Annotated in this window: 19 protein-coding genes, 3 tRNA genes and 1 pseudogene; 14 read left to right on the top strand and 9 right to left on the bottom strand. The window is 61.0% G+C overall.

All coding sequences use genetic code 11. The features are described 5' to 3' along the window. Positions 1–2 precede the first annotated feature (2 nt). The 10 genes and pseudogenes from ACPYOI_RS26255 (at position 3) to rfbA (ending at position 7,042) form a co-directional block, all read left to right on the top strand. A tRNA-Glu gene (locus ACPYOI_RS26255) sits at positions 3–77 on the top strand. 72 nt (positions 78–149) lie between these two features. Continuing rightward, positions 150–226, top strand: a tRNA-Glu gene (locus ACPYOI_RS26260). Between the two features lie 224 nt (positions 227–450). Beyond that, a tRNA-Glu gene (locus ACPYOI_RS26265) sits at positions 451–525 on the top strand. Positions 526–874: 349 nt separating this feature from the next. Then, positions 875–1,417, top strand: coding sequence for a hypothetical protein (locus tag ACPYOI_RS26270; protein ID WP_481420182.1), 543 nt, complete (start codon positions 875–877; stop codon positions 1,415–1,417). Between the two features lie 132 nt (positions 1,418–1,549). After that, positions 1,550–2,254: an AbiV family abortive infection protein gene (locus tag ACPYOI_RS26275; RefSeq protein ID WP_481420181.1), complete on the top strand. Its 705-nt coding sequence runs from the start codon at positions 1,550–1,552 to the stop codon at positions 2,252–2,254. Between the two features lie 471 nt (positions 2,255–2,725). After that, a pseudogene (locus ACPYOI_RS26280) lies at positions 2,726–3,607 on the top strand (glycosyltransferase family protein); the annotation flags it as partial. Between the two features lie 25 nt (positions 3,608–3,632). After that, entirely contained in the window at positions 3,633–4,211 is a 579-nt protein-coding gene (rfbC, locus tag ACPYOI_RS26285) for a dTDP-4-dehydrorhamnose 3,5-epimerase (RefSeq protein WP_481416181.1), read from the top strand. 6 nt (positions 4,212–4,217) lie between these two features. Beyond that, positions 4,218–5,273: a dTDP-glucose 4,6-dehydratase gene (gene rfbB / locus ACPYOI_RS26290; protein WP_481416180.1), complete on the top strand. Its 1,056-nt coding sequence runs from the start codon at positions 4,218–4,220 to the stop codon at positions 5,271–5,273. A gap of 3 nt (positions 5,274–5,276) precedes the next feature. Continuing rightward, positions 5,277–6,176, top strand: coding sequence for a dTDP-4-dehydrorhamnose reductase (rfbD, locus tag ACPYOI_RS26295; protein ID WP_481416179.1), 900 nt, complete (start codon positions 5,277–5,279; stop codon positions 6,174–6,176). Continuing rightward, the gene (rfbA, locus tag ACPYOI_RS26300; RefSeq protein ID WP_481416178.1) at positions 6,173–7,042 is read left to right on the top strand and encodes a glucose-1-phosphate thymidylyltransferase RfbA; all 870 of its coding nucleotides are present in this window, start codon (positions 6,173–6,175) and stop codon (positions 7,040–7,042) included. Before rfbD ends, rfbA begins: the two co-directional genes overlap by 4 nt. Here the strand turns inward: rfbA and recJ are convergent, their stop codons facing one another. The 4 genes from recJ to ACPYOI_RS26320 all read right to left on the bottom strand — a co-directional run bounded on the left by recJ (position 7,043) and on the right by ACPYOI_RS26320 (position 12,265). Then, entirely contained in the window at positions 7,043–8,848 is a 1,806-nt protein-coding gene (recJ, locus tag ACPYOI_RS26305; protein ID WP_481416184.1) for a single-stranded-DNA-specific exonuclease RecJ, read from the bottom strand. Positions 8,849–9,020: 172 nt separating this feature from the next. Further along, entirely contained in the window at positions 9,021–10,343 is a 1,323-nt protein-coding gene (locus ACPYOI_RS26310; RefSeq protein ID WP_481416177.1) for a homoserine dehydrogenase, read from the bottom strand. Positions 10,344–10,408: 65 nt separating this feature from the next. Continuing rightward, positions 10,409–11,626 carry an LL-diaminopimelate aminotransferase gene (locus tag ACPYOI_RS26315; RefSeq protein ID WP_481416176.1) on the bottom strand — a complete coding sequence of 406 codons (1,218 nt, stop codon included), beginning with the start codon at positions 11,624–11,626 and terminating at the stop codon, positions 10,409–10,411. Between the two features lie 222 nt (positions 11,627–11,848). Next, on the bottom strand, positions 11,849–12,265 hold the full coding sequence (locus ACPYOI_RS26320; RefSeq protein WP_168829499.1) for a gas vesicle protein GvpG: 417 nt from the start codon (positions 12,263–12,265) through the stop codon (positions 11,849–11,851). A gap of 151 nt (positions 12,266–12,416) precedes the next feature. Between ACPYOI_RS26320 and phaC the strand changes: the two genes are divergently transcribed. After that, entirely contained in the window at positions 12,417–14,243 is a 1,827-nt protein-coding gene (phaC, locus tag ACPYOI_RS26325; protein ID WP_481423579.1) for a class I poly(R)-hydroxyalkanoic acid synthase, read from the top strand. 25 nt (positions 14,244–14,268) lie between these two features. Here phaC and ACPYOI_RS26330 read toward each other — a convergent pair whose 3' ends face one another. After that, positions 14,269–15,291, bottom strand: coding sequence for a methyltransferase (locus tag ACPYOI_RS26330; protein WP_481416174.1), 1,023 nt, complete (start codon positions 15,289–15,291; stop codon positions 14,269–14,271). Between the two features lie 435 nt (positions 15,292–15,726). Between ACPYOI_RS26330 and ACPYOI_RS26335 the strand changes: the two genes are divergently transcribed. Beyond that, positions 15,727–16,812: a DUF2778 domain-containing protein gene (locus tag ACPYOI_RS26335; protein WP_481416173.1), complete on the top strand. Its 1,086-nt coding sequence runs from the start codon at positions 15,727–15,729 to the stop codon at positions 16,810–16,812. 29 nt (positions 16,813–16,841) lie between these two features. Here the strand turns inward: ACPYOI_RS26335 and ACPYOI_RS26340 are convergent, their stop codons facing one another. Continuing rightward, on the bottom strand, positions 16,842–17,750 hold the full coding sequence (locus ACPYOI_RS26340) for an adenylate/guanylate cyclase domain-containing protein (protein WP_481416172.1): 909 nt from the start codon (positions 17,748–17,750) through the stop codon (positions 16,842–16,844). Positions 17,751–18,016: 266 nt separating this feature from the next. Between ACPYOI_RS26340 and ACPYOI_RS26345 the strand changes: the two genes are divergently transcribed. After that, positions 18,017–19,096, top strand: a complete 1,080-nt coding sequence (locus ACPYOI_RS26345; RefSeq protein ID WP_481416171.1) for a calcium:cation antiporter — start codon at positions 18,017–18,019, stop codon at positions 19,094–19,096. Between the two features lie 87 nt (positions 19,097–19,183). Here the strand turns inward: ACPYOI_RS26345 and ACPYOI_RS26350 are convergent, their stop codons facing one another. Both ACPYOI_RS26350 and ACPYOI_RS26355 read right to left on the bottom strand, forming a co-directional pair. Then, on the bottom strand, positions 19,184–20,242 hold the full coding sequence (locus ACPYOI_RS26350) for a DUF2955 domain-containing protein (protein ID WP_481416170.1): 1,059 nt from the start codon (positions 20,240–20,242) through the stop codon (positions 19,184–19,186). Further along, a complete protein-coding gene (locus ACPYOI_RS26355) occupies positions 20,232–21,359 on the bottom strand; it encodes an HlyD family secretion protein (protein ID WP_481416169.1) in 1,128 nt (375 codons plus the stop codon). The genes ACPYOI_RS26350 and ACPYOI_RS26355 overlap by 11 nt, the downstream gene beginning before the upstream one ends. 186 nt (positions 21,360–21,545) lie before the next feature. Here ACPYOI_RS26355 and ACPYOI_RS26360 point away from each other — a divergent pair, with 186 nt between their 5' ends. Next, positions 21,546–22,193 (top strand): MarC family protein, encoded by a 648-nt coding sequence (locus tag ACPYOI_RS26360; RefSeq protein ID WP_481416168.1) that lies wholly within the window; start codon positions 21,546–21,548, stop codon positions 22,191–22,193. A gap of 59 nt (positions 22,194–22,252) precedes the next feature. Here ACPYOI_RS26360 and ACPYOI_RS26365 read toward each other — a convergent pair whose 3' ends face one another. Beyond that, positions 22,253–22,723, bottom strand: coding sequence for a DUF2721 domain-containing protein (locus tag ACPYOI_RS26365; protein WP_481416167.1), 471 nt, complete (start codon positions 22,721–22,723; stop codon positions 22,253–22,255). Positions 22,724–23,097: the final 374 nt, after the last annotated feature.

Consider the following 23,097-nt stretch of genomic DNA (forward strand, 5'->3'; position numbering starts at 1 on the left):
AAGCGCCCTTCGTCTATCGGTTAGGACACCAGATTTTCATTCTGGGAAGAGGGGTTCGACTCCCCTAGGGCGTGCCACTTTTCTCATCGATCCCTGATTGCGCGTGCTTGTCAAAGCGCTTGGGGTTATTATCTGATGTCTGTGCGACCGCGCCCGTCGTCTAGCGGTCCAGGACAACGCCCTCTCACGGCGTAGATCACGGGTTCGAATCCCGTCGGGCGTACCACCTTGCAAAATGGCTAGCGGCTGCAGATCGACAAGCCACGCCTGCAGCCGCGCGATGGCTGATCACATTCCCATGGTCGTGATGCTCTCCCCGAGGCGTCCGCTTGCCTCGCGGGCATCCATTTTCCACAAGCCTCGAAAAAATCTGCGCTATCGCAATATTTTCGTATTTTGCCGCTTGCGGTGCACAAAGGTGCTGACTATAAGGGCGCCACCACGAAGGAAGCGCCCTTCGTCTATCGGTTAGGACACCAGATTTTCATTCTGGGAAGAGGGGTTCGACTCCCCTAGGGCGTGCCATCATCTAATAAAATCAATTACTTACAGCGTCGGCACACGAATCTATTCATGCGTCACTTTGTGCCGCACGGTGGGTCGCGGCTTCGGCGGCACGGAACGCCATAGGCTTGGCGTCGAGTTCGTTGAGATAGACGAGCGTCGTCGGAATATTCTTGTGGGCCATTGCCTTCTGGACGGCGAATAGATCCGCCCCACTATTGGACGCGAACGTGCGGCGAGTTCAACTCTCCTAGGGCGTGCCAATTTATCAAATAATTCAGATGCATAATTTCTGATAAAAATAGTCGGATAGTTATTTCGGCTCCGGGCGCAATTGAAAATCCGGCGCTGTTAAACGGGGGGGGGCATTGTGGACGAATTTTCTTCGGCTTTCTTCAAGACCGGCGCTTGGGATTTCATCTCCCTTGCAAAGTGCTTTCTCGAAGGCGCGAATCTCATGAAAAACGAATTGGTCGCGGGTAACCGGATGCTCTTCGCTCCCACCCTCCATTCGGCGGGGCAAGGCTTGGAGCTTCTTCTAAAAGGTTGCCTCATCCACAACGGCGTTCCGAAGAGCGCCGCCGTGGGCTATGGCCACAAGGTCAACGCCATGTGGGTTTTGCCGCAAGTCGCCAAGCTAAGGGCAATCGCTGCAATCAACGCCAGGACAATCCACGAAGAGGCTTTGGACTCTGGCTTGTATCCAGACGCCGCCGCGGTTGCCAACCCCGCCAAGCTCTTCGAGGAATATCGGCAAGCGCTAGGTAGTCTCCACGCAGAAAGAAAGAGCTTTCCGCTTCGATACCCGACCGACGACGGCCGAAAGGCGCCACGCACGCCGCTTTTGATCGGGACGCTTTGGCGCACGGCCGACGATTATGTGAAAAGACCGAAGGAGTTTCTGGAAATTTAGGGCCGTTCCAATTGCGTTCCCGATAAAGCAAATCTTTATTAGTTTGGCGCGACGTGTCGCGCCACCGATTCGATGCAACGCATCCCAGCCGCACTAGTGGAGTAACCTGTGGGCTCACCGCATACGCCCAAGATGACCGCTGACCTTCTGCGTAGTTACAGTGAAGCGGCGCTCCGCAACGCGGATGAACTGCTCGTCGAAGCATCGCTTTTGCTTAACCATGACCACATAGCGCGGGCCTACTTCTTGGCTGTTGCTTGCATCGAGGAAGTGGGCAAGGCACTGCAAGCGTTTGATGCTCAGAACCGAAACTTATCTGATCCAGCGATCTGCAAAGTGCTGAAAACGGGGATGGAGAGTCATCCCCAGAAGATTAACTACGCATTGAGCACGTGGGCCTTGAGTAGTCCCGAGCCGCGGGCTGCGCTGAAGGTGGCGCTTGATCTGATTTTTCACCTTAAGCGCGGGCGCGAACCTTCGATATATAGCGATCTGCGCGCGGCCCCGGATCGAGTACAGACACCGCGAGAGGTGGTTCGCGTCAACGCCGCGCGGGACTGCGTCACGTTAGCCGGGAACTGTCTCGCCCATGCACGCCAACATGTGAGCGCGAAGACACCAGTCAAGTTTACGTCCGCTCAGGATAGGCTGTTCACGATGAAGTCGGCCAAGTTTCAGGAGATGCTGAGTATGGAGGACTTCTGGTGGTATTTCATTTCGCGGATGGAAGCGGGCCAGCCAGACATCGCGGAGGCGGTTCTGGGATATGAGCGGGATCACATCAAGGCCGGGGTATGCTTCCGTCCTGCAAAGGCAAGTGACGCGGAGACCCCGTAGACCATCGGTCGCGAGTATTACTCGCAATATCGACGGATGGCTCTCGACAATCCTACGGGAACAGGTCCCACGAAATTTCATCGCTGATTTTTTAGATACCTCACTAACTTAGCTACAGCCGCACCGCCTCTTCTCTCGTCAGATTGCACGATCAACTGGATCAAGGTGAAGCAGAAATAGATGTGTCCGGGCCGGGTCACGTGCGTGTTTCGACAATAACCGTATTGGGCGGAAAACTGCCATCAATGGCACTTGCCGCGCAGGCTGCTGGTTCACCAGCGGCCTGTGCCGCCGGGATGTGACAGCGCTTCAACCGCTTTCTCCTGCAGCTCCTCGCCAGTGTCGCGCAAGTTAGCGTCCCTATGCCAGTGAGACCGAATGGCCTGCCTGGAGAACCTTGTTATGAACGCACATGATGCAAAGCCTGCCGTCGCTTCTTCGATGGCGGGCGCGGAAGCGGTGCCGCAGCGGCTGATACCGTTTTTCGGCGGCTGGCGTGCACATCGCAGCAGGCATTGCATCTGGATCGTGACGCCGCCGAACTATACGCACAGCCATGCTTTCGATGAAGTCGCGCTGGCGCTGCAAGGCGCCTTTTACGAGCTTGGGGGTTCCGCGCCGATCGTCAGAGACATCAATAAATTTGGCGGGCGCGCGCCGATCATCTATGGCGGCAACCTCCTGCCCATCGAAATCCTCCCGCGTCTGCCGCGAGATACCGTGCTCATCAATCTGGAACAGGTGTCGGCGGAAAGCGAATGGATCAACTCGCGCTACCTGTCGATCCTCCAGAACCTGCCCGTCCTCGACTACAGCCCGCGCAATTGCAAAAACCTTGCCGCAAAAGGCGTCCCCCACGCCCGCGTAATGGAGATCGGATACAGCGCACGCCTGACGCAGGTCAAACAAACGGAAGAGAAGGACATCGACGTCCTCTTCTATGGCTCGCTCAATCAGCGCAGGATCGATATTCTCGAAGCCCTGCAGCGGTCCGGGCTCAAGGTTGCCCATCTGTTCAATGTCTATGGCGCCGAACGCGACGCGGCGATCGCACGTGCGAAGGTCGTGATCAATATCCATCACTATGAAAGCGGCGTCTTCGAAATCGTGCGTGTATCCTATCTCCTCGCAAACCGCGCCTGCGTACTGACAGAGGGCGATGTCGGCGATCCGGACCTTGAGCCGTTTATTAGCGGCTTGGCAATTGCGCCGTATCACGGCATGATCGAGCGCTGCCATCAGCTGATTGCCGATGCAGCCGAGCGCGAGGCTATTGCCGCAAGGGGCTTTGCGGCCATGCAGAGCCGCTCGCAGGCGGAAATGTTGATGAGCGTGATGAAGGCCGCTGCCTGACGAAGGCAGCAGAGGGGAGCCGTTCATGCATATTGAAACGACAGCCATCGAGGGCGTCGTGGCGATCACGCCGCCGCGCTTCGGGGATCATCGGGGTTACTTTTCAGAAGTCTTCAAGGATGCCTGGTTCCGCGAGAATGTGGCGGACGTCACGTTCGTCCAGGACAACGAATCGCTTTCGGCACAGCCCGGCACCGTCAGGGGGCTGCATTTCCAGACACCGCCCTTCGCGCAGGGCAAGCTGGTGCGATGTCTTGCGGGCCGCATCATGGATGTCGCGGTCGACATCCGCACGGGATCGCCAAGCTTCGGCCAATGGCAGTCTCGGGAGCTCTCGCCGGAAAACGGCATGCAGCTCTGGGTACCGCCCGGCTTCGCGCATGGATTCGCAACGCTCGAGCCGAACAGCATCATCAGCTACAAAGTGACCGCGCCCTACAGTCCGCAGCATGATCGCGGCGTCGCATGGAACGATCCGGCGATCGGCATTCGCTGGCCCGTGGACGAGAAAGACATGGTCCTGTCCGACAAGGATAGGTCGCTGCCGCGCCTCGCCGACGTGCCGAGCCACTTTTCCTATTCACGAACGCAGCCGAAGGATTGATCCACCATGCGCATATTGGTCACGGGTGGTGCGGGTTTCATCGGATCGGCATTGGTGCGCTATCTCGTCCGCGAGATCGGCGCTGAGGTGCTGAACGTTGATAAGCTGACCTATGCCGGCAATCTGGCATCGCTGAAATCCGTCGAATCGGCCCCGAACTATCGATTCCTGCATGCCGACATCTGCGACCGCGCCAGGATGCAGGAGGCGTTCGGCGCCTTCGGCCCGGAGATGGTGATGCATCTCGCCGCCGAGAGCCACGTCGATCGATCGATCTCCGGCGCCGCCGATTTCGTCCAGACCAACGTCGTCGGCACCTTCGCCCTGCTGGATGCTGCGCGGCACTACTGGGATGGGCTCGAGGCTGGGCGTAGGAGCGCCTTCCGCTTCCTGCATGTCTCGACGGACGAAGTCTACGGCTCGCTCGGCGACGAGGGCCTCTTCGAGGAGACGACGCCTTACGATCCGTCCTCGCCCTACTCTGCCTCCAAGGCCGCAAGCGACCATCTGGCAATCGCCTGGCACCGCACCTACGGCCTGCCGGTCGTCGTCTCCAACTGCTCCAACAACTACGGCCCCTACCACTTTCCGGAAAAGCTCATTCCGTTGATTCTCCTGAATGCGTTGGAGGGCAAGCCTCTGCCGGTCTATGGCAACGGGGCGAATGTCCGCGACTGGCTCTATGTCGAGGACCACGCCCGGGCGCTGTTCACGATCGCCTCCAGGGGGCGCCCCGGCGAAAAATACAATGTCGGCGGCCGCAACGAGCGCAGGAACATCGATGTCGTTCAACGCATCTGCGCGATCTTCGACGACATCTACAAGGACAAGGCACCGCATGCGCGCCTGATTGCCCATGTGACCGACAGGCCGGGGCACGATGCGCGCTATGCGATCGATGCGTCGAAGCTGGAAGGCGAACTCGGATGGAAGGCGCAGGAGACCTTCGAAACCGGGATCGAGAAAACGGTGCACTGGTATCTCGATAACGCGTGGTGGTGGAGGCCGCTTCGCGAAAACGTCTATTCCGGCGAACGCCTCGGCATTTTCAAGGAACGGTGACAGATGCGCATCGCCGTGACGGGTAAGCAGGGCCAGGTTGTCCAATCGCTGCTGAGGCGCGGTGCCGAAAAGGGCATCGATATCATCGCCGTCGGACGTCCGGAAATGGATCTCGCGGACCCCGCAGGCATCGCGGCCGCGCTCTCGGATCTGCGGCCGGACGTCATTGTCTCGGCCGCCGCCTATACGGCCGTCGACAAGGCCGAGAGCGAGCCGGAGCTCGCTTTTGCCGTCAACGCTGCAGGCGGCGGCGCCGTTGCCGAAGCGGCCGCCAAGATCGGGGTGCCGATCATCCACTTGTCGACCGACTACGTCTTCAGCGGCGACAAGGCATCGCCCTATTCCGAAGAGGATGCGACGGGGCCGATCTCCGTCTACGGCCGCTCGAAGCTCGCCGGCGAGCAGGCGGTGGCGGCGGCGACCCCCGACCACGTCATCCTGCGCACCGCATGGGTCTATTCCCCCTTCGGCGCCAATTTCCTCAAGACCATGCTGCGCCTTTCCGAGACGCGCGATCATTTGCGCGTCGTCGCCGATCAAGCAGGCTGCCCGACTTCGGCGCTCGATATTGCCGACGCGATCCTCGCGATCGCCGCCCGTATCAAGACGGACCCCTCGCCCTCCCTGCGCGGCACCTTTCACCTGACCGGCAGTGGCGAGGCGAACTGGGCGGATTTCGCCGAGGCGATCTTCGCCGAACTCCATGAATCTGGCGGCAGGAGCATCGGCGTCGAGCGCATCACGACGGCGGACTATCCGACACCGGCCAAGCGCCCCGCCAACTCGCGCCTCAGCGGAGACAAGCTCGCCAGAACATACGGGATCCGGCTGCCCGACTGGAAGCAGTCCATAAAAGTCGTCACACAAGAGCTTTTAACAAAGCAATTTAGAGAGAGAGCATGAAGGGAATTATTCTCGCCGGCGGCACGGGATCGCGCTTGCATCCGATCACCCAGGCTGTCTCGAAACAGTTGATGCCCGTCTATGACAAGCCGATGATCTATTATCCGCTGACGACGCTGATGCTTGCCGGCATCAGGGACATCCTGATCATCACCACGCCGCATGATGCCGAAGCCTTCAAGCGCCTTCTCGGCGACGGCTCGCAATGGGGCATTTCGCTCACCTATGCCGTACAGCCGAGCCCGGATGGCCTTGCCCAGGCCTTCATCATCGGCGCCGATTTCTTGCATGGCGACAGTTCCGCGCTGGTCCTCGGCGACAACATCTTTTACGGGCACGGGCTGCCCGAAATCATGAAATCGGGGACGAGCCGAAAGGAAGGGGCAACCGTGTTCGCCTATCACGTCACCGACCCGGAACGCTATGGCGTCGTCGGCTTCGACGCGAAGATGAATGCGCTTTCGATCGAGGAAAAGCCCAGGCAGCCCAAATCGAACTGGGCAGTGACGGGTCTCTATTTCTACGACCAGCAGGTGGTCGATATCGCGGCCAATCTGAAGCCGTCACCGCGCGGTGAGCTGGAGATCACCGACATCAATCGCGCCTATCTCGAGCGCGGACAGCTCTTCGTGGAACTGATGGGCCGGGGCTTTGCCTGGCTCGATACCGGCACCCCGGACAGTCTGCTCGACGCAGCGGGTTTCGTCAGCACGCTCGAAAAGCGGCAGGGCTTCAAGGTCGCCTGCCCCGAGGAAGTCGCCTGGCGCATGGGTTACATCTCACAGGACGAACTCGTAAAGCTCGCTGAAAAGTTCGGCAAGAGCGCTTATGGACAGTATCTGTCGAAGCTGGCGTCAGAGCGCTGACTATCTCGCGGGCGCCGCGTCGCAGACGCGCAGCTGGATGCGGCGCGCTCCTTGATAGTGGTCCGCGCCGAGCATCCCCGCGACATGCAGATTTGCCCCGCGGGAATTGAGCAGCAGGTTGCCGAGCGAGGTCTCGGCCGCCCGGAAGGCGATGCCGTCGAGGCGCGCGCCGTCCATGGCCTCGAGCGTCACCTTCACATGCCTCTCGCCGACCATTCGTGCGTCGCGCAGCCGATGTGCCGGCACGGCGAAGACCGGCTGCGAATGCCCCGAACCATAGGGCCCGGCCGTTTCCAGCCTGTCGATCAGGTCGATGGTGGCGCCGCTGGCGCCGATCGCGCCGTCGATCTTCAGCGTCTCGTTCGCGACCAGCGCGGAGACGGTTTTCTCGGCCCGCTCGGTGAAGAAATTGCGCAGGGCTCCGAGCTTTTCCCGCTCGACCGTCAGGCCCGCGGCCATAGCATGGCCGCCTCCCTTGAGAAGCAGACCCTCGTCGACCGCGGCGCGCACCATCCTGCCCATGTCGAAGCCGTTGATCGAGCGGCCGGAGCCCGTTCCGCGGCCGGACGGATCGAAGGCGATGGCAAAGGCCGGGCGCTTGAACTTCTCCTTCAGACGCGCCGCCAGCAGCCCGACGATGCCCGGATGCCACTTGTCTCCGGCGGTGACGATCACCGACGCACCCTCGCCGTCGCCGTACTCGGCATGCGCCTCTGCCTCGGCTTCCTGCAACATCGCCGCTTCCATCGCCTGGCGTTCGCGATTGAGCTCGTCCAGCCGCTGGGCGATCACCTCCGCCTCGCCGGCATCGTCGAGCGTCAGCAGCCTGCTGCCGAGTGCGGCATCACCGATACGGCCGCCAGCATTGATGCGCGGACCGATGAGGAAGCCGAAATGATAGGGGCTCACCGGCCCGGAAAGCCCGGCTTTGCGAAAGAGCGCTGCAAGCCCTGGATTGGTCTGGTGGCGCGCGGCAACCAGTCCCTTCACGACATAGGCCCGGTTCAATCCCTTGAGCGGCACGACATCGCAGACCGTCGCCAGCGCCACGATGTCCAGCCATTTCAGCAGGTCGATCGCCAGAATGCGCTTGTCACCGGCTTCCCGCAGCAGCCGCAGCGTCGCCACGAGAACGAGAAACACGACCCCCGCGGCGCAGAGATGCCCCTGCCCCGAAAGATCATCCTCGCGGTTGGGGTTCACCAGCGCGTGGCAATGCGGCAGCTCGTGCGTCACCTGGTGGTGATCGATGACGACGACGTCGATATTCCGCTTTTCGGCGGCCGCCAGAGCCTCGATGCTGGTCGACCCGCAATCGACGGTCACGATCAGTTGGGCGCCGTTGTCAATCAGCTGGTTGATTGCAGCCGGGTTGGGTCCGTAGCCTTCGAAGATGCGATCGGGAATGTAGATATTGGCCTTCACGCCGAAATGCGTGAGGAAGCGGTACATCAGCGCCGAGGAGGCCGCACCGTCGACGTCATAGTCGCCGAAGATCGCGACGTTCTCGCCGCGCCTAATCGCCTCGACCAGGCGCTTTGCCGCCTTCTCGCAATCCGTCAGCGTATAGGGATCGGGCATCAGGCTGCGGATCGTCGGATCGAGAAACTCGACAGCCTCGTCTACGCCGACGCCCCGGCCGGCAAGCACCCGCGCAATCAGGTCCGGCAAGCCGTGCATCTGGGACATCGCCAGCGCGCGGTTCTGGGCGGCCTGATCCAGGCGCGATACCCAGCGATTATCGAGCGCGGATTTCTCCACCCCCAGAAACGCCCGCTGTACCGGATCGGCGGCTATGTCCACCATGCCCTCACTGATCGCCATCGCTTGTCACCGCTCCGGGACTGGACGGTATGGGCAGATTTATGCGGCTTTGGGAGAGCACACAACGGTTTTGGGCATGGGGGCTCGCCTTAGCTGTGGACGGACGCGAAAGCACCGCGTCCGCGTCGCTCGGGCAAAGTCGCTTTACAGAGACTCAGTCTTCCTTGGGGCGCTCGATGCGAATCACCTGCGGCTCGCCGACGAGGTATTCCTCGCCCTTGATGGCGGCGACCGCGTTGCGCACGGAATCCTCCATGGTCGCATGCGTGACCAGGATGATCGTCTGGTGGTGCGACGGTGCCAGATGCTGCTGCGAACGCTGTACGATGGATTCCAGCGAGATATGGTTTTCCGCCATATGCGTGGCGACGCTCGCGAAGACGCCGGTGCGGTCGAGCACGGTGAGGCGGATGAAATAGCCGCCCTCGTGGCTCTGCATCCGCGCCTTGCGATAGGGCTCGAGCGACTTCGCCGGATGGCCGAGAACAGGCACGCGCTGTGCGCCCGGCTGGCTCTTTGCGATGTCGGCGATATCGCCGAGCACGGCGGATGCCGTCGCATTGCCGCCTGCACCGGGGCCAACCATCAGCAGTTCGCCGAGAATGTCGGATTCGATCGCCACGGCATTGGTGACGCCGTCGACCTGGGCGATGACGGAATCGACCGGCACCATGGTCGGATGCACGCGCTGCTCGATACCGGTCTCGGTGCGCTGCGCCACCCCGAGCAGCTTGATGCGATAGCCAAGGTCGGCCGCCGCATGGATATCGTCGATCGAGATGTTGGTGATGCCTTCAAGATAGATGTCGTCGGCTGCGATCTGGTTGCCGAAGGCAAGCGTCGTCAGGATCGAGAGCTTGTGCGCGGTATCGTTGCCCTCGATGTCGAAGGCCGGATCGGCCTCCGCATAGCCGAGACGCTGAGCTTCCTTCAGGCAGTCCGCAAAGGAGAGGCCCTCCTTTTCCATCTTGGTCAGGATGTAATTGCAGGTGCCGTTCATGATGCCGTAGATGCGCGAGATCGTGTTGCCGGTCAGCGATTCACGCAGCGCCTTGATCACCGGAATGCCGCCTGCCACAGCGGCTTCGAAATTCAGCAGCGTCCCCTTTTCTTCCGCGATCTTCGCCAGTTCGACACCGTGGTAGGCAAGCAGCGCCTTGTTAGCGGTTACCACGTGGAGACCGCGTTCGAGTGCGGCGCGCACAGAGCTGTTCGCCGCACCGTTCACGCCGCCGATCAGTTCGACGAAAACGTCGATATCGCCTTTTTCGGCCAGCTCTTCCGGCCGGTCGAACCACTCGATGCCGGCCAGATGAAGGCCACGGTCCTTCGTCTTGTCGCGGGCCGAAACGCCGGTAATCATGATCGGCCGTCCGCACGTTGCAGCCAGTTCGTTGCTGCGGTTTTGAATGATACGGACGAGCGAGGCACCAACGGTGCCAAGGCCCGCAATGCCGATTTTGAGGGCGTCTGCCATGGAGAGATCCTGAGTGTCTTACGAGGGGCAGCCGCCGGAAAGCGGCTGCCGTTGCGGTGATGTTATCAGCGGTGTGCGTTGAGCGAGATAACGTTATGCATCGTCTCGTCGGCCGTCGATAGGAACTTCTTGATGTTGCGCGCGGCCTGACGGATGCGGTGCTCGTTTTCCACGAGTGCGAGACGCACGTAGTCGTCACCCTGCTCCCCGAAGCCGACGCCCGGCGCAACCGCGACGTCTGCCTTCTCGACGAGAAGCTTGGAGAATTCCAGCGAACCGAGATGGCGGAACTTCTCCGGAATCTTGGCCCAGGCAAACATCGTCGCAGCCGGCGGCGGCACGTTGAAACCGGCTTTTCCGAAGCTCTCGACCATGACGTCACGGCGGCGCTTGTAGACGTTGCGCACTTCCGCGATGTCGGAACCGTCGCCATTCAGCGCATGGGTCGCGGCAACCTGGATCGGCGTGAAGGCGCCGTAGTCGAGATAGGACTTCACGCGCGTCAGTGCCGCGATGAGGCGCTCGTTGCCGACAGCAAAGCCCATGCGCCAGCCGGGCATGGAGAAGGTCTTCGACATCGAGGTGAACTCGACGCAAACATCGATTGCGCCCGGCACCTGCAGAACCGACGGAGGCGGCTCGCCATCGAAATAGATTTCAGAATAGGCAAGGTCAGACAGCACGATGATGTCGTGCTTCTTCGCGAAGGCGATGACGTCTTTGTAGAAATCGAGCGTCGCGACGAAGGCCGTCGGGTTGGACGGATAGTTGAGGACCAGCGCCAGCGGCTTCGGGATCGAATGGCGCACTGCCCGCTCCAGCGGCGGGAAGAAGCTTTCGTCCGGCTCGACCGGGATCGAGCGGATCACGCCGCCTGCCATCAGGAAGCCGAAGGCATGGATCGGATAGGTCGGGTTCGGGCAGAGCACGACGTCGCCCGGCGCGGTGATGGCCTGCGCCATGTTGGCGAAGCCTTCCTTGGAGCCGAGCGTCGCAACGACCTGCGTATCCGGATTGAGCTTTACGCCGAAGCGGCGGGCGTAGTAGGCGGCCTGCGCGCGGCGAAGGCCCGGAATACCTTTGGAAGAAGAATAACGATGCGTGCGCGGGTCCTGGACCACCTCGCACAGCTTGTCGACGATCGCCTGAGGTGTCGGGAGATCGGGGTTTCCCATGCCGAGATCGATGATATCGGCGCCGCCCGCTCGCGCGCTCGCTTTCAAACGGTTGACCTGTTCGAAAACGTAAGGCGGCAAACGCCGGACTTTGTGAAACTCTTCCATCTCTTTCCCCATGGAAATGCGGCCACCATGGCCGCGCTCGAAGTTCGTTTGTTCCCGGCTGCTTGCGACACGAACTTCAGAATCGCAAGAGCCGTATTCATCAGACTTTCGTGACGCGGCGATTCTTTGACGAACAGCCGCAACAAACGTATTTTATCGGGAAATTCATCTCTCCCGCCGGCTGCGGAAGGCTTTGCGTCCAAATCGCCTGGCAGGCAAGCCTTAATTGCCGATTGCAGAAAGCGCGTCGGCGCCGTGCTCGGCGGCAAGCTTTCTGAATTCCGCCACGCGCCGCTGATACTCGGCTTCCGAAATGGTGCCCGCCTTGCGCTGGGCGACGAGCGCTGAAAGCTGCTTCTGAAGGCCTGCGGCTTCCTCGTTGCTCATCTGCGTGTTTGCGGCCGTCAGCGGCGCGCCAAAGCCCGGATATCCGTCCGGATAATGGGACAGGCTGCTTTGCGTCGGCTCCTCGCCCTTCGTCGCCGTCATGACGACAGCCGTCGGCGGCGCTCGCCGCGCAGCGGCGGCCGCCTTCTGTTCCGGCGTCGACGTGCATCCGGCAAGCATCGCCGCCGCGGCCGCGGCGACGAGTGCCATGCCGGTTGCGATTGCAATGCCAGTGATGCGGTTCGTCGTCATGCCAGATCTTTCAAATCCTGAAGCCTTAGCGACTGTTAAATTCGTTGCAGCGACAAAGCAATAGCACGGGCGGGCTTGCGTTGAACTTGTTTTCTTGATCGCGGACGATGTACAACTGATTAAGAGACGATTGCTGCCGCGGGGGAAAAGCGTGACCGACAGCGACAACAAGGCGAAGGCTCCAGGCTTCGAGGCACCAAGCCTCGATCCCTACCTCGTGAAGGATCCCGAGGCGATGGCGAAGAACATCGCCCGCGCCCTGGAGAATCTCGGCAAGGCGGCCTCCGCCTGGCTTGCCCCGCGCGAGAGCGGCGAGATCAATGAGAGGCTTGCCGCGCCGATGACCGACATGGTCAAGACGCTCTCCAAGGTCACCGAATACTGGATGTCCGATCCGCGCCGCACCTTCGAGGCGCAGACCCAGCTGATGAGCAGCTATTTCGGCGTTTGGATGCGCTCGATGCAGCGCATCCAGGGCGAGCCTTCGGAGCCGGAGCCGCAGCGCCACGACAGGCGCTTTGCCGATCCCGATTGGCAGAAGAACCCTTTCTTCGATTTCCTGCGCCAGATCTATCTCATCACCGCCGACTGGGCGGAGAAGATCGTCGCAGAGACCGAAGGCCTTGACGAGCACACGAAGCACAAGGCCGGCTTCTACGTGAAGCAGATCACCGCCGCCCTTTCGCCGAGCAACTTCGTCGCCACCAATCCGCAGCTCTACCGCGAAACGGTCGCAACCAGCGGCGAAAACCTGGTGCGCGGCATGCAAATGCTGGCAGAAGACATCGTGGCGGGCGGCGGCGACCTGAAACTCCGCCAGACAGACATGACAAAATTCGCCGTCGGCCGGGACATGGCGCTGACACCGGGGAAGGTCATCGCCCAGAACGAGATTTGCCAGGTCATCCAGTATGAGCCAGCCACTGAGACGGTGCTGAAGCGCCCTCTCCTCATCTGCCCGCCCTGGATCAACAAATTCTACATTCTCGACCTCAATCCCGAGAAATCCTTCATCAAATGGTGCGTCGACCAGGGCCAGACGGTGTTCGTCATTTCCTGGGTCAATCCTGATGCCCGCCATGCCGCCAAGGATTGGACGGCCTATGCCCGCGAAGGCATCGATTTCGCGCTGGAAACGATCGAAAAGGCGACCGGCGAGAAGGACGTGAATGCCATCGGCTATTGCGTCGGCGGCACGCTGCTCGCGGCGACGCTGGCGCTCCATGCCAAGGAAAAGAACAAGCGCATCAAAACCGCGACGCTTTTTACCACGCAGGTCGATTTCACCCATGCGGGCGACCTCAAGGTCTTCGTCGACGAGGAGCAACTGAAGGCGCTCGAAGACCATATGACGGCCACCGGCTATCTCGATGGCTCGAAGATGGCGACCGCCTTCAACATGCTGCGCGCCTCGGAATTGATCTGGCCGTATTTCGTCAACAACTACCTGAAGGGCGAGATTCCGCTGCCCTTCGACCTTTTGTTCTGGAACGCCGATTCCACCCGCATGGCAGCCGCCAACCACGCCTTCTACCTGCGCAACTGCTATCTCAGGAATGCGCTGACCGCCGACGAGATGATCCTCGACGGCAAGGCGGTGTCGCTCAAGGACGTGAAGATCCCGATCTACAATATCGCGACGCTCGAAGATCATATCGCGCCCCCAAAATCGGTCTTCCTTGGCAGCCGGTTTTTCGGCGGCAAGGTCGATTTCGTGCTCGCCGGCTCGGGCCATATCGCCGGCGTCGTCAATCCGCCCGCCAAGAACAAATACCAGTATTGGACCGGCGGCCCCGCCAAGGGCGAATACGACGCCTGGCTCGCCAAGGCCGAGGAAACCCGCGGCTCCTGGTGGCCCCACTGGCAGGCCTGGATCGAGGCGAAGGACGCCAAGCGCGTCCCTGCGCGCAAACCTGGCGGCACAGCACTCAACGCCATCGAGGAAGCCCCCGGCAGCTATGTCATGGAGCGGGCATAGCGCCAACCGTTCGCCGGAAGAACCACTATTCAAAGGTGATCATGGTTGCCGGCGACGGCAGCAGTTCCTTGGTGACCATGTCGTCGAACCCGGCGCTCCGCCCCATCTCCGCCAGTTCGCTCTTGGTGAAGGCATCACCCTTCGGCGTCGTCGCCAGCATCACCCAGGAGAATCCGGCCGGAAAATCGGGAGAAACGCGGTCCTCGTTCGGCACGAACTCGACGGCGAGGACCTTGCCCCCGGCACCGAGACTGGCATGAGCCTTCTTCAGGAGGTCCACGCAGGTTTCGGCATCGAAATGGTGCAGGAAGTTCGGGAGCAGGATGAGATCGTAGTCCGCGCCCCAATCCACCTCGAAGGCGCTTCCGGAAATAAAGCTGAACCGATCCACGACGCCCGCCTTCGATGCGTTCTCCTTGGTCAAGGCCAGCACCGAGGCCCAGTCCAAGGCCACGATCCGTGCGGAAGGGACCGCCTTGGCGATCTCGATCCCGAAGCCGCCCGGGCCGGCTGCGATATCCAGCACCTTTTTCGGCGGCGAGGGCCAGGCCTTGATCTCCGCCGCAACGCCGGCAGCACTTCCACCCGTGAAGGCGCCCATGCCGCGGGCAAACTTCACCCAGACGGGATTGTCTGCCGCGATATTCGCGAGCCCCAGCGCTCCGCCGTTGCGGACATAGGCCACCGGATCGTCCAGAAACAGCGAAACCATTTCCGGCGCCGCCATGAACTCAATTGCAGCCCCCATATAGGCGGGCGAACGGCGGTCGAGAAAGACCTCGCTCGACGGCGTCAGGGCGTAAATTTGTCCGCTCTTCGTCAGGAAGCCTTTGACGACGAGATAGTCGCACAGGGTGCGGAATCCGCGTTCGGAACCGCCGGCCGTGGCCACGAGCGCCTCCGCCGTTCGATCCCCGCTGCCGATCATCGTGAAGAGATCGAGTTCTATGGCCGCCTTGATCGCGGCCGTCTTGCCGTACGCGATCATCGCGTCGACCAGCAAGGATGGTGAGACTTCGCTTTCGCCCAATTCAACTGCAGCAGACATTCGGTTCCCCCCTTTTTTAGCCATTCGTCACTTTGCGACGATAACAGACGGGGGAACGAATTACACGTTTCGCTAATATTAAAGCAGAAAGAAAGGCATCGGCTCAACCTGGCTCCGTTCTCGGAACACATAGCGAATTGCGTAAAGGAATTAGTTACCATAGTGCGTCATGCTCCCTGACAGCCGCTAAGGTGATTGGGCCTCATTTCTGCCCTCTTGCTTCATTAGCGGCTCCGGCGAAGCGTCCCTCGTAGCGCCGGTGTGACGCGTAGGAAACCGAGTAATATGGCGTTTGCTGTTGAGACGTGTGAAAGCGTCAACCCTTTCGGCTGGGCTTTTTTTCGACCAGTCAGACTTCTCCGGGTCATCCCCGGGACTATTGCAATTGGTGTCGCCGTCTCGGCATCCGCCTGGATGATCGCGTCGGTTGCAACGATGCACACCTCTGCAATGCCGCGCCCGCCGATGCCTGATTTGATTGCCGATGTTGCGATCGCCCCGAAGCCGGCTCACTCTGCGGCCACTGGCGCACACCCGCTGATCCGTGTCGACAAGTTCTCGCGCCTCCCCGGCAAGACGACGATTTCAGACCGCATGGTTGCCGAGAGCACGCCGAAAAGCTCCAAGGATATGGTCGCGCTCATGCAGCGCCGCGGCCTGTCGCTGCTTGCCAAGCGCAACAACGGCGCCGAAATGGCTTCGGCATTGAGGCAGCAGGCGCAGGTGCTTGCGAGCGCTGCGGCTTTCACGGCTCCGGTGCCACTCCCGGAGCCCGCTCATCCGACCGAAATCGCCGCCACCAAGCCGATCGAACCAGCCTCCGGCCCAACGGCGGCTGCCGACGCGGCTTCCGCCAAACCTGCGCCTGCCGTGGCCCCGGTCGAAACCGCCTCCGCAGAGACGGCGGCATCCGATGAGCCTTTCGGCCTCGTTCTCGCGCCCGGCACCGACGTTCCGCTGCCGATGTCGCGGCCGGCCATGCCGAAGGGTGAACCGGCCGCCGAACCCGCGCTTGCCTATGCGCGAACGGAAGATGACGGCGAGGACATGCCGGCATACGCCAAGCCGACGCTGCTGCCGGGCGCCCGCGCCGGCGTGGCGATCTATGATATCGCAGCCGGCACCGTCTATCTGCCGAACGGCGAACGGCTCGAAGCGCATTCCGGGCTCGGTGCCATGCGCGACAACCCGCGTTACGTCAACCAGAAAATGCGAGGCCCGACGCCGCCGCACACCTACGACCTCACCATGCGTGAGAGCCTGTTTCACGGGGTCGAGGCGATCCGCCTTCATCCCGTCGGCGGCCCGCAGCAGATCCACGGCCGGGTCGGCTTGCTCGCCCATACCTACATGCTCGGCAAGCGTGGCGATTCCAACGGCTGCATATCCTTCAAGGATTACCGCCGCTTCCTCACCGCCTTCAAGCGCGGCGACGTCAAGCGCCTCGTGGTCGTGCCGAGCCTGAAAAATGCGCCCTCGTCGCGCCCAACGCTTGCGTCGCTGTTTTCAACGCGGAGCTAGGACAGCTGGCTTTGCCAGCTGTCCTCCAATCAGCCGCGCGTCGCCCACTGAAGGCCGGCTGCGACGGCTAGGCCCAGAAGCGGCCAGACTGCCCAGAATATCCCATGCCACGAAAGCAGGTTGATTGCGACGATGCCGAGCGCAATGGCCGCCAGCGTGGCCATGCGCCGGTCGATACGATCCTGGCTCCGAATCCAGATTAGTGCCGAAAGGAAGGCAAGGCCGAGGAGCGGCCAGGCGGCCCAGAAAACCCCCTGCCAGGACAGGAGGTTGATTGCCACCAAGGCAGCCGCCACCAATGCGAACACGGCAAAGATCTTCCGGACTCTCCGGTTCAGTTGCGGCGTGGACTTCGCCGGAATGGCCTCCCGGCGGTTCGCTGCTGCGGCTTGCGGCGGCGGGGCATCGCCGGCATCCTCCCCGATGCGCACGGCATAGCTCGGCACCGGCTCCGAAACGTTCTTCACCGTCAGCGGCCCGAGGAAATCGAAGCCGACGGCCACCTTGTTGCGGACCTGCTCGTAAACAGTATTCGAGATGACGACACCGCCGGCAGCCGCCGACGCCTGCAGCCGCGCGGCGATATTGACCCCGTCTCCATAGATATCCTCGCCGTCGGCAATCACATCGCCAAGATTGATACCGATGCGGAACAGCATGCGCCCGTCCGCTGGCCGCGAAGCGTTCATGCCGGCGAGTTCGTTCTGAACGTCCACCGCCGCGCGCACCGCCTCGACCACGCTCGGAAATTCGGCGATCAGCCCGTCACCCCAGGTATTGATCACCCGCCCTCCGTGCAAGCCGATGAGGCGCGACATCGCATCGCGATGCCGCTTCAGCATTGCCAGCGTGCCTTCCTCATCCGCACCCATCAGGCGGGTATAGTCCTGCACGTCGGCGCAGAAGATGGTCGTCAGCTTGCGTCGCGTCTCGCTCATGATGCCTCCCCCTCCCCTGGGCTCACCCAGTGAAGCTGCCTGCACTCATCAATAGGCGGGATTGCGCCGAATGTGAACGGCAGGCGCAGCCGGCGCCCAACCGTCGTTGTGATCGACCACCTTCGAGGCTTTCCCGCTTCGTGCAGAAGCGATCCAGGCAGATGCGAACCGCCTTCCCGCCGAATGCCGCGCGGTGTGACTGGTTGACCACGGAGGCTCGCGCTCCGTATACTGCGCCCGCCGACGGAATGGGGGATTTCCCGGCTATGGCAGCTCAAAGAACGCCGAGATGGGCATGGACGTGGCCTCTAGCCGCGTGGATCGTACTGTTCGCCGCAGCTTTTTTTGGCAAGGGAATTGGGATCCTTGTCGTTGCAGGAATAGCCCTGGTCGCGACCGTTTTCGTTGCCGTCTATCACGCCGAGGTCGTCGCTCACCGTATCGGAGAACCCTTCGGCACGCTCGTTCTGGCACTTGCCGTCACGATAATCGAAGTTGCGCTGATCGTCTCGGTAATGATCTCAGCCCCAGTTGAAAAGGCGGGGCTGGCACGCGACACCGTATTCGCCGCAGTCATGATCGTGATGAACGGCATCGTCGGTCTATGCTTGCTGTTGGGTGGCATGCGCCATCATGAGCAGGGATTTCAGGTCCAGGGAGCAAGCGCCGCCTTGGCCGTCCTGGCTGCTTTGACAACCCTCACCATGCTTGTGCCAAATGTCGTCGCGACGTCAGTCGGTCCGATGTTCAGCACGGCGCAGCTTATATTCGCGGGTATCGTCTCGCTGGTCCTCTACGTTTCATTTGTTTTCGTCCAGACTGTTCGGCATCGCGACTACTTCCTTCCGGTTGAAGCCGATGACGAGGATGCGCATGCGTCATTACCCTCAAGCAGGACGACCGCCGCCAGCGCAGCATTGTTGCTCGTCTCGCTGGTCGCCGTCGTGGGGCTTGCGAAATCACTGACGCCGGTGGTGGAAGCAGGAATAAATTGGCTTGGAGTGCCAAAGGCGGTCGTCGGGATCATTATTGCGGCTATCGTATTGCTTCCTGAATGCCTCGCCGCAGTCAGAGCCGCCCAAGCCAATCGATTGCAGACCAGCCTGAACCTGGCATTGGGATCGGTACTTGCGGCAATCGGTTTGACGATTCCCGCAGTTGTTCTCGTTTCGATCATACTCCACCAGCCCCTCGAACTCGGCCTGGACGACAAGGACCGGGTCCTGTTGGGGCTAACGCTCATCCTCAGCGTGATCACCTTGGGGACGGGACGGACCACGGTGCTTCAGGGCATTGTCCATTTGGTTGTCTTCGCGGTGTTCTTGTTCTTTGCAGTCGCACCATGAGCGGCGGCTGAGAGCCGTGAAGGCTTTCCACCGTGTGTATCCTGGGTCGACTGGTATTCCTGCAAGACCGTCCTTCGAATTGCTTCTTCAGACGCGTGATCCGTTCAGATCCTCGGTACCGCTCGTGTGAGCGTGCCGCCAGCGGGACGTCAGCGATATGCCACCGATCGTGTAGGCCGAGGCGAGGAGCACGTTTTGCAGCCGAGCCACGAAAAACTCGCTGCTGCCGCCCGGCAGGGGCGTCATCCCCAATCCCAGGAGGAGGATGAAGGTTGCAAGGGCTATCGCGTAGATGGGTGCTCTGTCCCCTGCCGTGGCGATACGTCCCGCGAAGATGAGGCTCGCGGCAAGGCATGCGGTGACGAAAAACAGGAACGTGTTCGCCAGGATTACGAGACTGTAGACGATCGCGGCCGCCACGCCGCCGATCAGGTTCGCAAGGATCAGGCCGAACGCGGCCCGCAGCGACTGTTCGGCATCACGCATGCGAAGCAAGGTCACGATGATGATTAGCGCCACGACGGCGACCTCGGTGGCATCGAGGATAAACCAGGCAAGGGCCGGAGCCAGGACGAGTGTGTCAAGAAGCGCATTCAAGGAGGCGGTCCCGGGCGGTTGAGCCGGTCGGGCCGCGCTGGACGAAGCGGGTCCGCCGGACAGGGGCGGAAACGCCGCGTAGGCTAGCCAGACGACGAGGAGCGCGGCGATTCCGGCCGATACAAGGGTTGACGCAAACTGGCCTGACAATTGAGGCGAGAGAACCGCGATGACAGGGATCGTAACCACCGAAAGCTGGGGCAGAAACGTAGCCAGGTCCGGTGCGCCCCGCCAGTGGGCGTAGAAGGTGAGATACATCAAGAGCGCAAGCGCGAGGATCAGGACCGCCGGGGATGAGGAAAGGACGTTGGTGAGTAGTAGTACAGCGCCACTCGATAACGCGATCAGGACGACGAACAGGACGCCCTGGGCGAGGCTCGGGTAACGTTCCAACTTGACGAGCATGTTCGCAGCCAGGAGCGGCGCGAGGAAGGTCGCGTCCCAGTCAAATGCCTCGACCAATGCGAAACAGACCGTCACGCCGAATGCCAGGCGAAGAGCGGCTCGTTTGCCGGCCGCGGTCGCGGCGTGGGTAGACCTACTGGACATAGGCCAACAGCGCGCCCAGCCTCATCCTGAGATAGGCAATCGCGTTCATAAAGGAATTGTCGCTGGTATAGATCATGACATTGGCCTGGGAGCCGAATCGTAGAACGTTCGGCTTGGTTTCGACGTCGAACTCAATGCGAACCGGCATCAACTGCGGCGACCGAATCCAGCCGCTCTGGGTCCTCGGGCTTGGCAGGCCGGTTCGGACGTCGACACTGCGGTTTCCGACTGCGTAGCCGATTGCAGAGACGCGGCCGGAGAAGACGCGTCCCGGCAAAATATCAAGAACGATCTCGGCGGGGTCGCCGACAGTTATGTTCTCCAGGTTGTTCTCCTTGAATGCGGCCTCGATCCATACTTCCCTCAGGTCAAGGTAGCTCATTGCGGTCTCACCTTTTCCCAACATCTGTCCGGCGGCAAGGGCGAGACTGGTAGCGCCGCCCTCTGAGGGAGCCACGACGGTGGTGTTTTGCAAGTCCAGATTGGCCTGGGCCAATGCCGCCATGGCCTCGCGGATTTGGGGGTTGTCGTCGCCCACGGGGCCAAGAGCCTGTGTGGCTCGCTCGAGCTCGGCCTCCGCTTGCCTGACGATCGCCTCGGCGGCGTCCAGGTTAGCCTGCGCCTCTATCTGTCGTGCCCTGGCGAGTACGCCTTTGCCGACGAGCACGACGGTGCGGGCCGCTTGATCGGCGGCATTCTCCCGCTGGGCAAGAGCCTCGGCTACTTTTGCCTGAGCCGTTGCGATTGCTGCAGTCGAGGCGCCAATCGATTGCCCCACCGTCTGAAGATATGCCTCCGCGCGACGGACAGCGATCTCGTATTGTTCAGGATCGATCTGGAAGAGTGTCGCTCCGGGTGCTACCCGCTGATCTGTCGAGACATTCACTTCGCTCACGCGGCCAGAAACCTCCGGGGCGATCCTGACGAGATATGCCTGGACCAATCCCTGCACGGTGTAGGGCGTGTAGCGGTCCGCTGCGACACCATAGATAAACAGCGCGAGGCAAATCGCGATCACGATGAGCGTCACGCGAAGCACCGGGTTGGCCGATGGTCGAGCTTTATGAGTTGACGGCACGCCGGTCGAGCGCTCCGATACAGCATCTTCGTCCGCCATGGTGGCACCCCCTCAAAACGGAAGGCCGATGCATTCAACTTGCCAACAATTTAGTAATAGCTAACATCGAAGGATCGGAGCTACGCGTCAAGGATGCGGAGTGGGGTATTTCTCAACGTTCTCTGATCCTTCTACACACTGTGGCAACCGACTGATCTTGCGTGGCAGCGGAGGGAGCGGTTTGCCATGGATTTCACGGTCATCGACCTCGATCTTGTCTTGAAGGTTCTACTCCTCCTACTGATCGGGATGGGTCCAAAAATCGCGCTCGTCCCGTTTCTTGAGAAAACGAAAAATTTCGATACGGCGACGCAGCGAACCATTGGCCGCCAGATGGTATTGATCGCGGTCACCACGGCGATCGTGCTTTTCGCAACCGGGTGGTTCCTCATGCGTCTTCTTCACGTAACCGGAGGTGCCGTTGCGGTCGCCGGTTCGATCATATTGGCAATTCTCGCGATCGAAATGGTTTCGGCTCCGGGAAAGAAGCCCGAATCCGAGGAAACCGACATCCTGCCGGACCCGAAAAAGATTGCCGTCTATCCCCTCGCCATACCCTATTTGTTGAACCCGGTCGGGATCACTTTGCTGATCATTACGTCCGCCGAGATAAAGACCATCGCAAGCGCTGGGCTGGTGCTTGGGATGGTCTTGGTGGTGGGAGCCTTCGATTATTTGGTCTTTTCCAACATCGACAAGCTATCGAAGCGCTTGAATCCGGTCAGTCTCATTATTTCAGAGGTCGTGTTCGGGGTCCTGCTGGCAGCCGTTGCCGTCCAACTCATGCTTTTTGGGTTGGACACCCTCGGGATCCTCGACGTCGCCGACCATTGAGGTGCAGGCGCGATCGACGTCTCCCACCGCGTTTGCACCAAGCCAGCGTAATCCACTCCTCAGTCGAGTCCGCCATGACCGCCGCTGGCGGCGTGATGGTCGTATTCGTTGAGCGCAATTCTGACTTCGAGAGCCAGCATGATAAGCGCGACCGCAAGCAGGGAAAGCGAGACCGAGAAGAGGATGCCGGCCCCGAAGACATGCTGCGTGCCAAGAAAGGCGCTGGCGAACGAGAAGATCATCAGAAATGTGGCCACGATGCCGCTGAGAACCGCGTAGTAGATGGCCCTGTTGAGCAGCCGAGCGCGTCTCCGGAGCCGGGGTAGATCCTCCCTTAGATGGCTCCGCGCGTTTTCGGCTTCCGGAAGCGCGTTCAGCTCGCGCACGCGGTGCAGAATGTCATTCAGCCGTGAATAGAGCAGCGAAACGAAGGCCGCCACAGCGCCCAGCAGAAAGGACGGGGCAATCGAATGCGAGATGACCTCGGAAATCTGGTTCGGCGATGGAGCATTGAGCAGATTGAACAGCATAGTCTGAAATCACCCCTATCAGTCCGCTTCGTTTGGCACGCAGGACCGCTAATTCCAGTCTGTCAGCAAACCGCCCTCTGAGCCTGACGTGGAGCAGATTTATATCATGGACAACACGATACGGTATTCTCCGCAGCTCATTGGTAAGGCGATGTCGCCTCTACATCGGAAACAGTCTTCTTATGATATTTTCTACCTATTCTAACTTAGCCTTTGGGTTAATGTTGAGATTGCTTCCTCTCTCACAGCGGAGACGCAACCTGCCGCGCCCTCGCCGCCCCCTCCTCTCCCCTGGGGGAGAGGATACAAAATCTTGCCCTTGGCCATCGGCCAAGGCTTAGATTTTGTTGGTGAGGGGGAGCGACCCCGCGCAT

The organism is Rhizobium sp. SVR5-2C (assembly GCF_056755115.1).

Coding starts and splice junctions, on each gene's coding strand:
- ACPYOI_RS26310 (WP_481416177.1), bottom strand. CDS start 10,343: ATGGCAGACGCCCTCAAAATCGGCATTGCGGGCCTTGGCACCGTTGGT.
- ACPYOI_RS26315 (WP_481416176.1), bottom strand. CDS start 11,626: ATGGAAGAGTTTCACAAAGTCCGGCGTTTGCCGCCTTACGTTTTCGAA.
- ACPYOI_RS26340 (WP_481416172.1), bottom strand. CDS start 17,750: ATGAGCGAGACGCGACGCAAGCTGACGACCATCTTCTGCGCCGACGTG.
- rfbD (WP_481416179.1), top strand. CDS start 5,277: ATGCGCATCGCCGTGACGGGTAAGCAGGGCCAGGTTGTCCAATCGCTG.
- ACPYOI_RS26365 (WP_481416167.1), bottom strand. CDS start 22,723: ATGCTGTTCAATCTGCTCAATGCTCCATCGCCGAACCAGATTTCCGAG.
- ACPYOI_RS26355 (WP_481416169.1), bottom strand. CDS start 21,359: ATGGCGGACGAAGATGCTGTATCGGAGCGCTCGACCGGCGTGCCGTCA.
- rfbB (WP_481416180.1), top strand. CDS start 4,218: ATGCGCATATTGGTCACGGGTGGTGCGGGTTTCATCGGATCGGCATTG.
- ACPYOI_RS26275 (WP_481420181.1), top strand. CDS start 1,550: ATGACCGCTGACCTTCTGCGTAGTTACAGTGAAGCGGCGCTCCGCAAC.
- ACPYOI_RS26360 (WP_481416168.1), top strand. CDS start 21,546: ATGGATTTCACGGTCATCGACCTCGATCTTGTCTTGAAGGTTCTACTC.
- ACPYOI_RS26335 (WP_481416173.1), top strand. CDS start 15,727: ATGCACACCTCTGCAATGCCGCGCCCGCCGATGCCTGATTTGATTGCC.
- recJ (WP_481416184.1), bottom strand. CDS start 8,848: ATGGTGGACATAGCCGCCGATCCGGTACAGCGGGCGTTTCTGGGGGTG.
- ACPYOI_RS26345 (WP_481416171.1), top strand. CDS start 18,017: ATGGCAGCTCAAAGAACGCCGAGATGGGCATGGACGTGGCCTCTAGCC.
- ACPYOI_RS26330 (WP_481416174.1), bottom strand. CDS start 15,291: ATGTCTGCTGCAGTTGAATTGGGCGAAAGCGAAGTCTCACCATCCTTG.
- ACPYOI_RS26320 (WP_168829499.1), bottom strand. CDS start 12,265: ATGACGACGAACCGCATCACTGGCATTGCAATCGCAACCGGCATGGCA.
- rfbC (WP_481416181.1), top strand. CDS start 3,633: ATGCATATTGAAACGACAGCCATCGAGGGCGTCGTGGCGATCACGCCG.
- rfbA (WP_481416178.1), top strand. CDS start 6,173: ATGAAGGGAATTATTCTCGCCGGCGGCACGGGATCGCGCTTGCATCCG.
- ACPYOI_RS26350 (WP_481416170.1), bottom strand. CDS start 20,242: ATGTCCAGTAGGTCTACCCACGCCGCGACCGCGGCCGGCAAACGAGCC.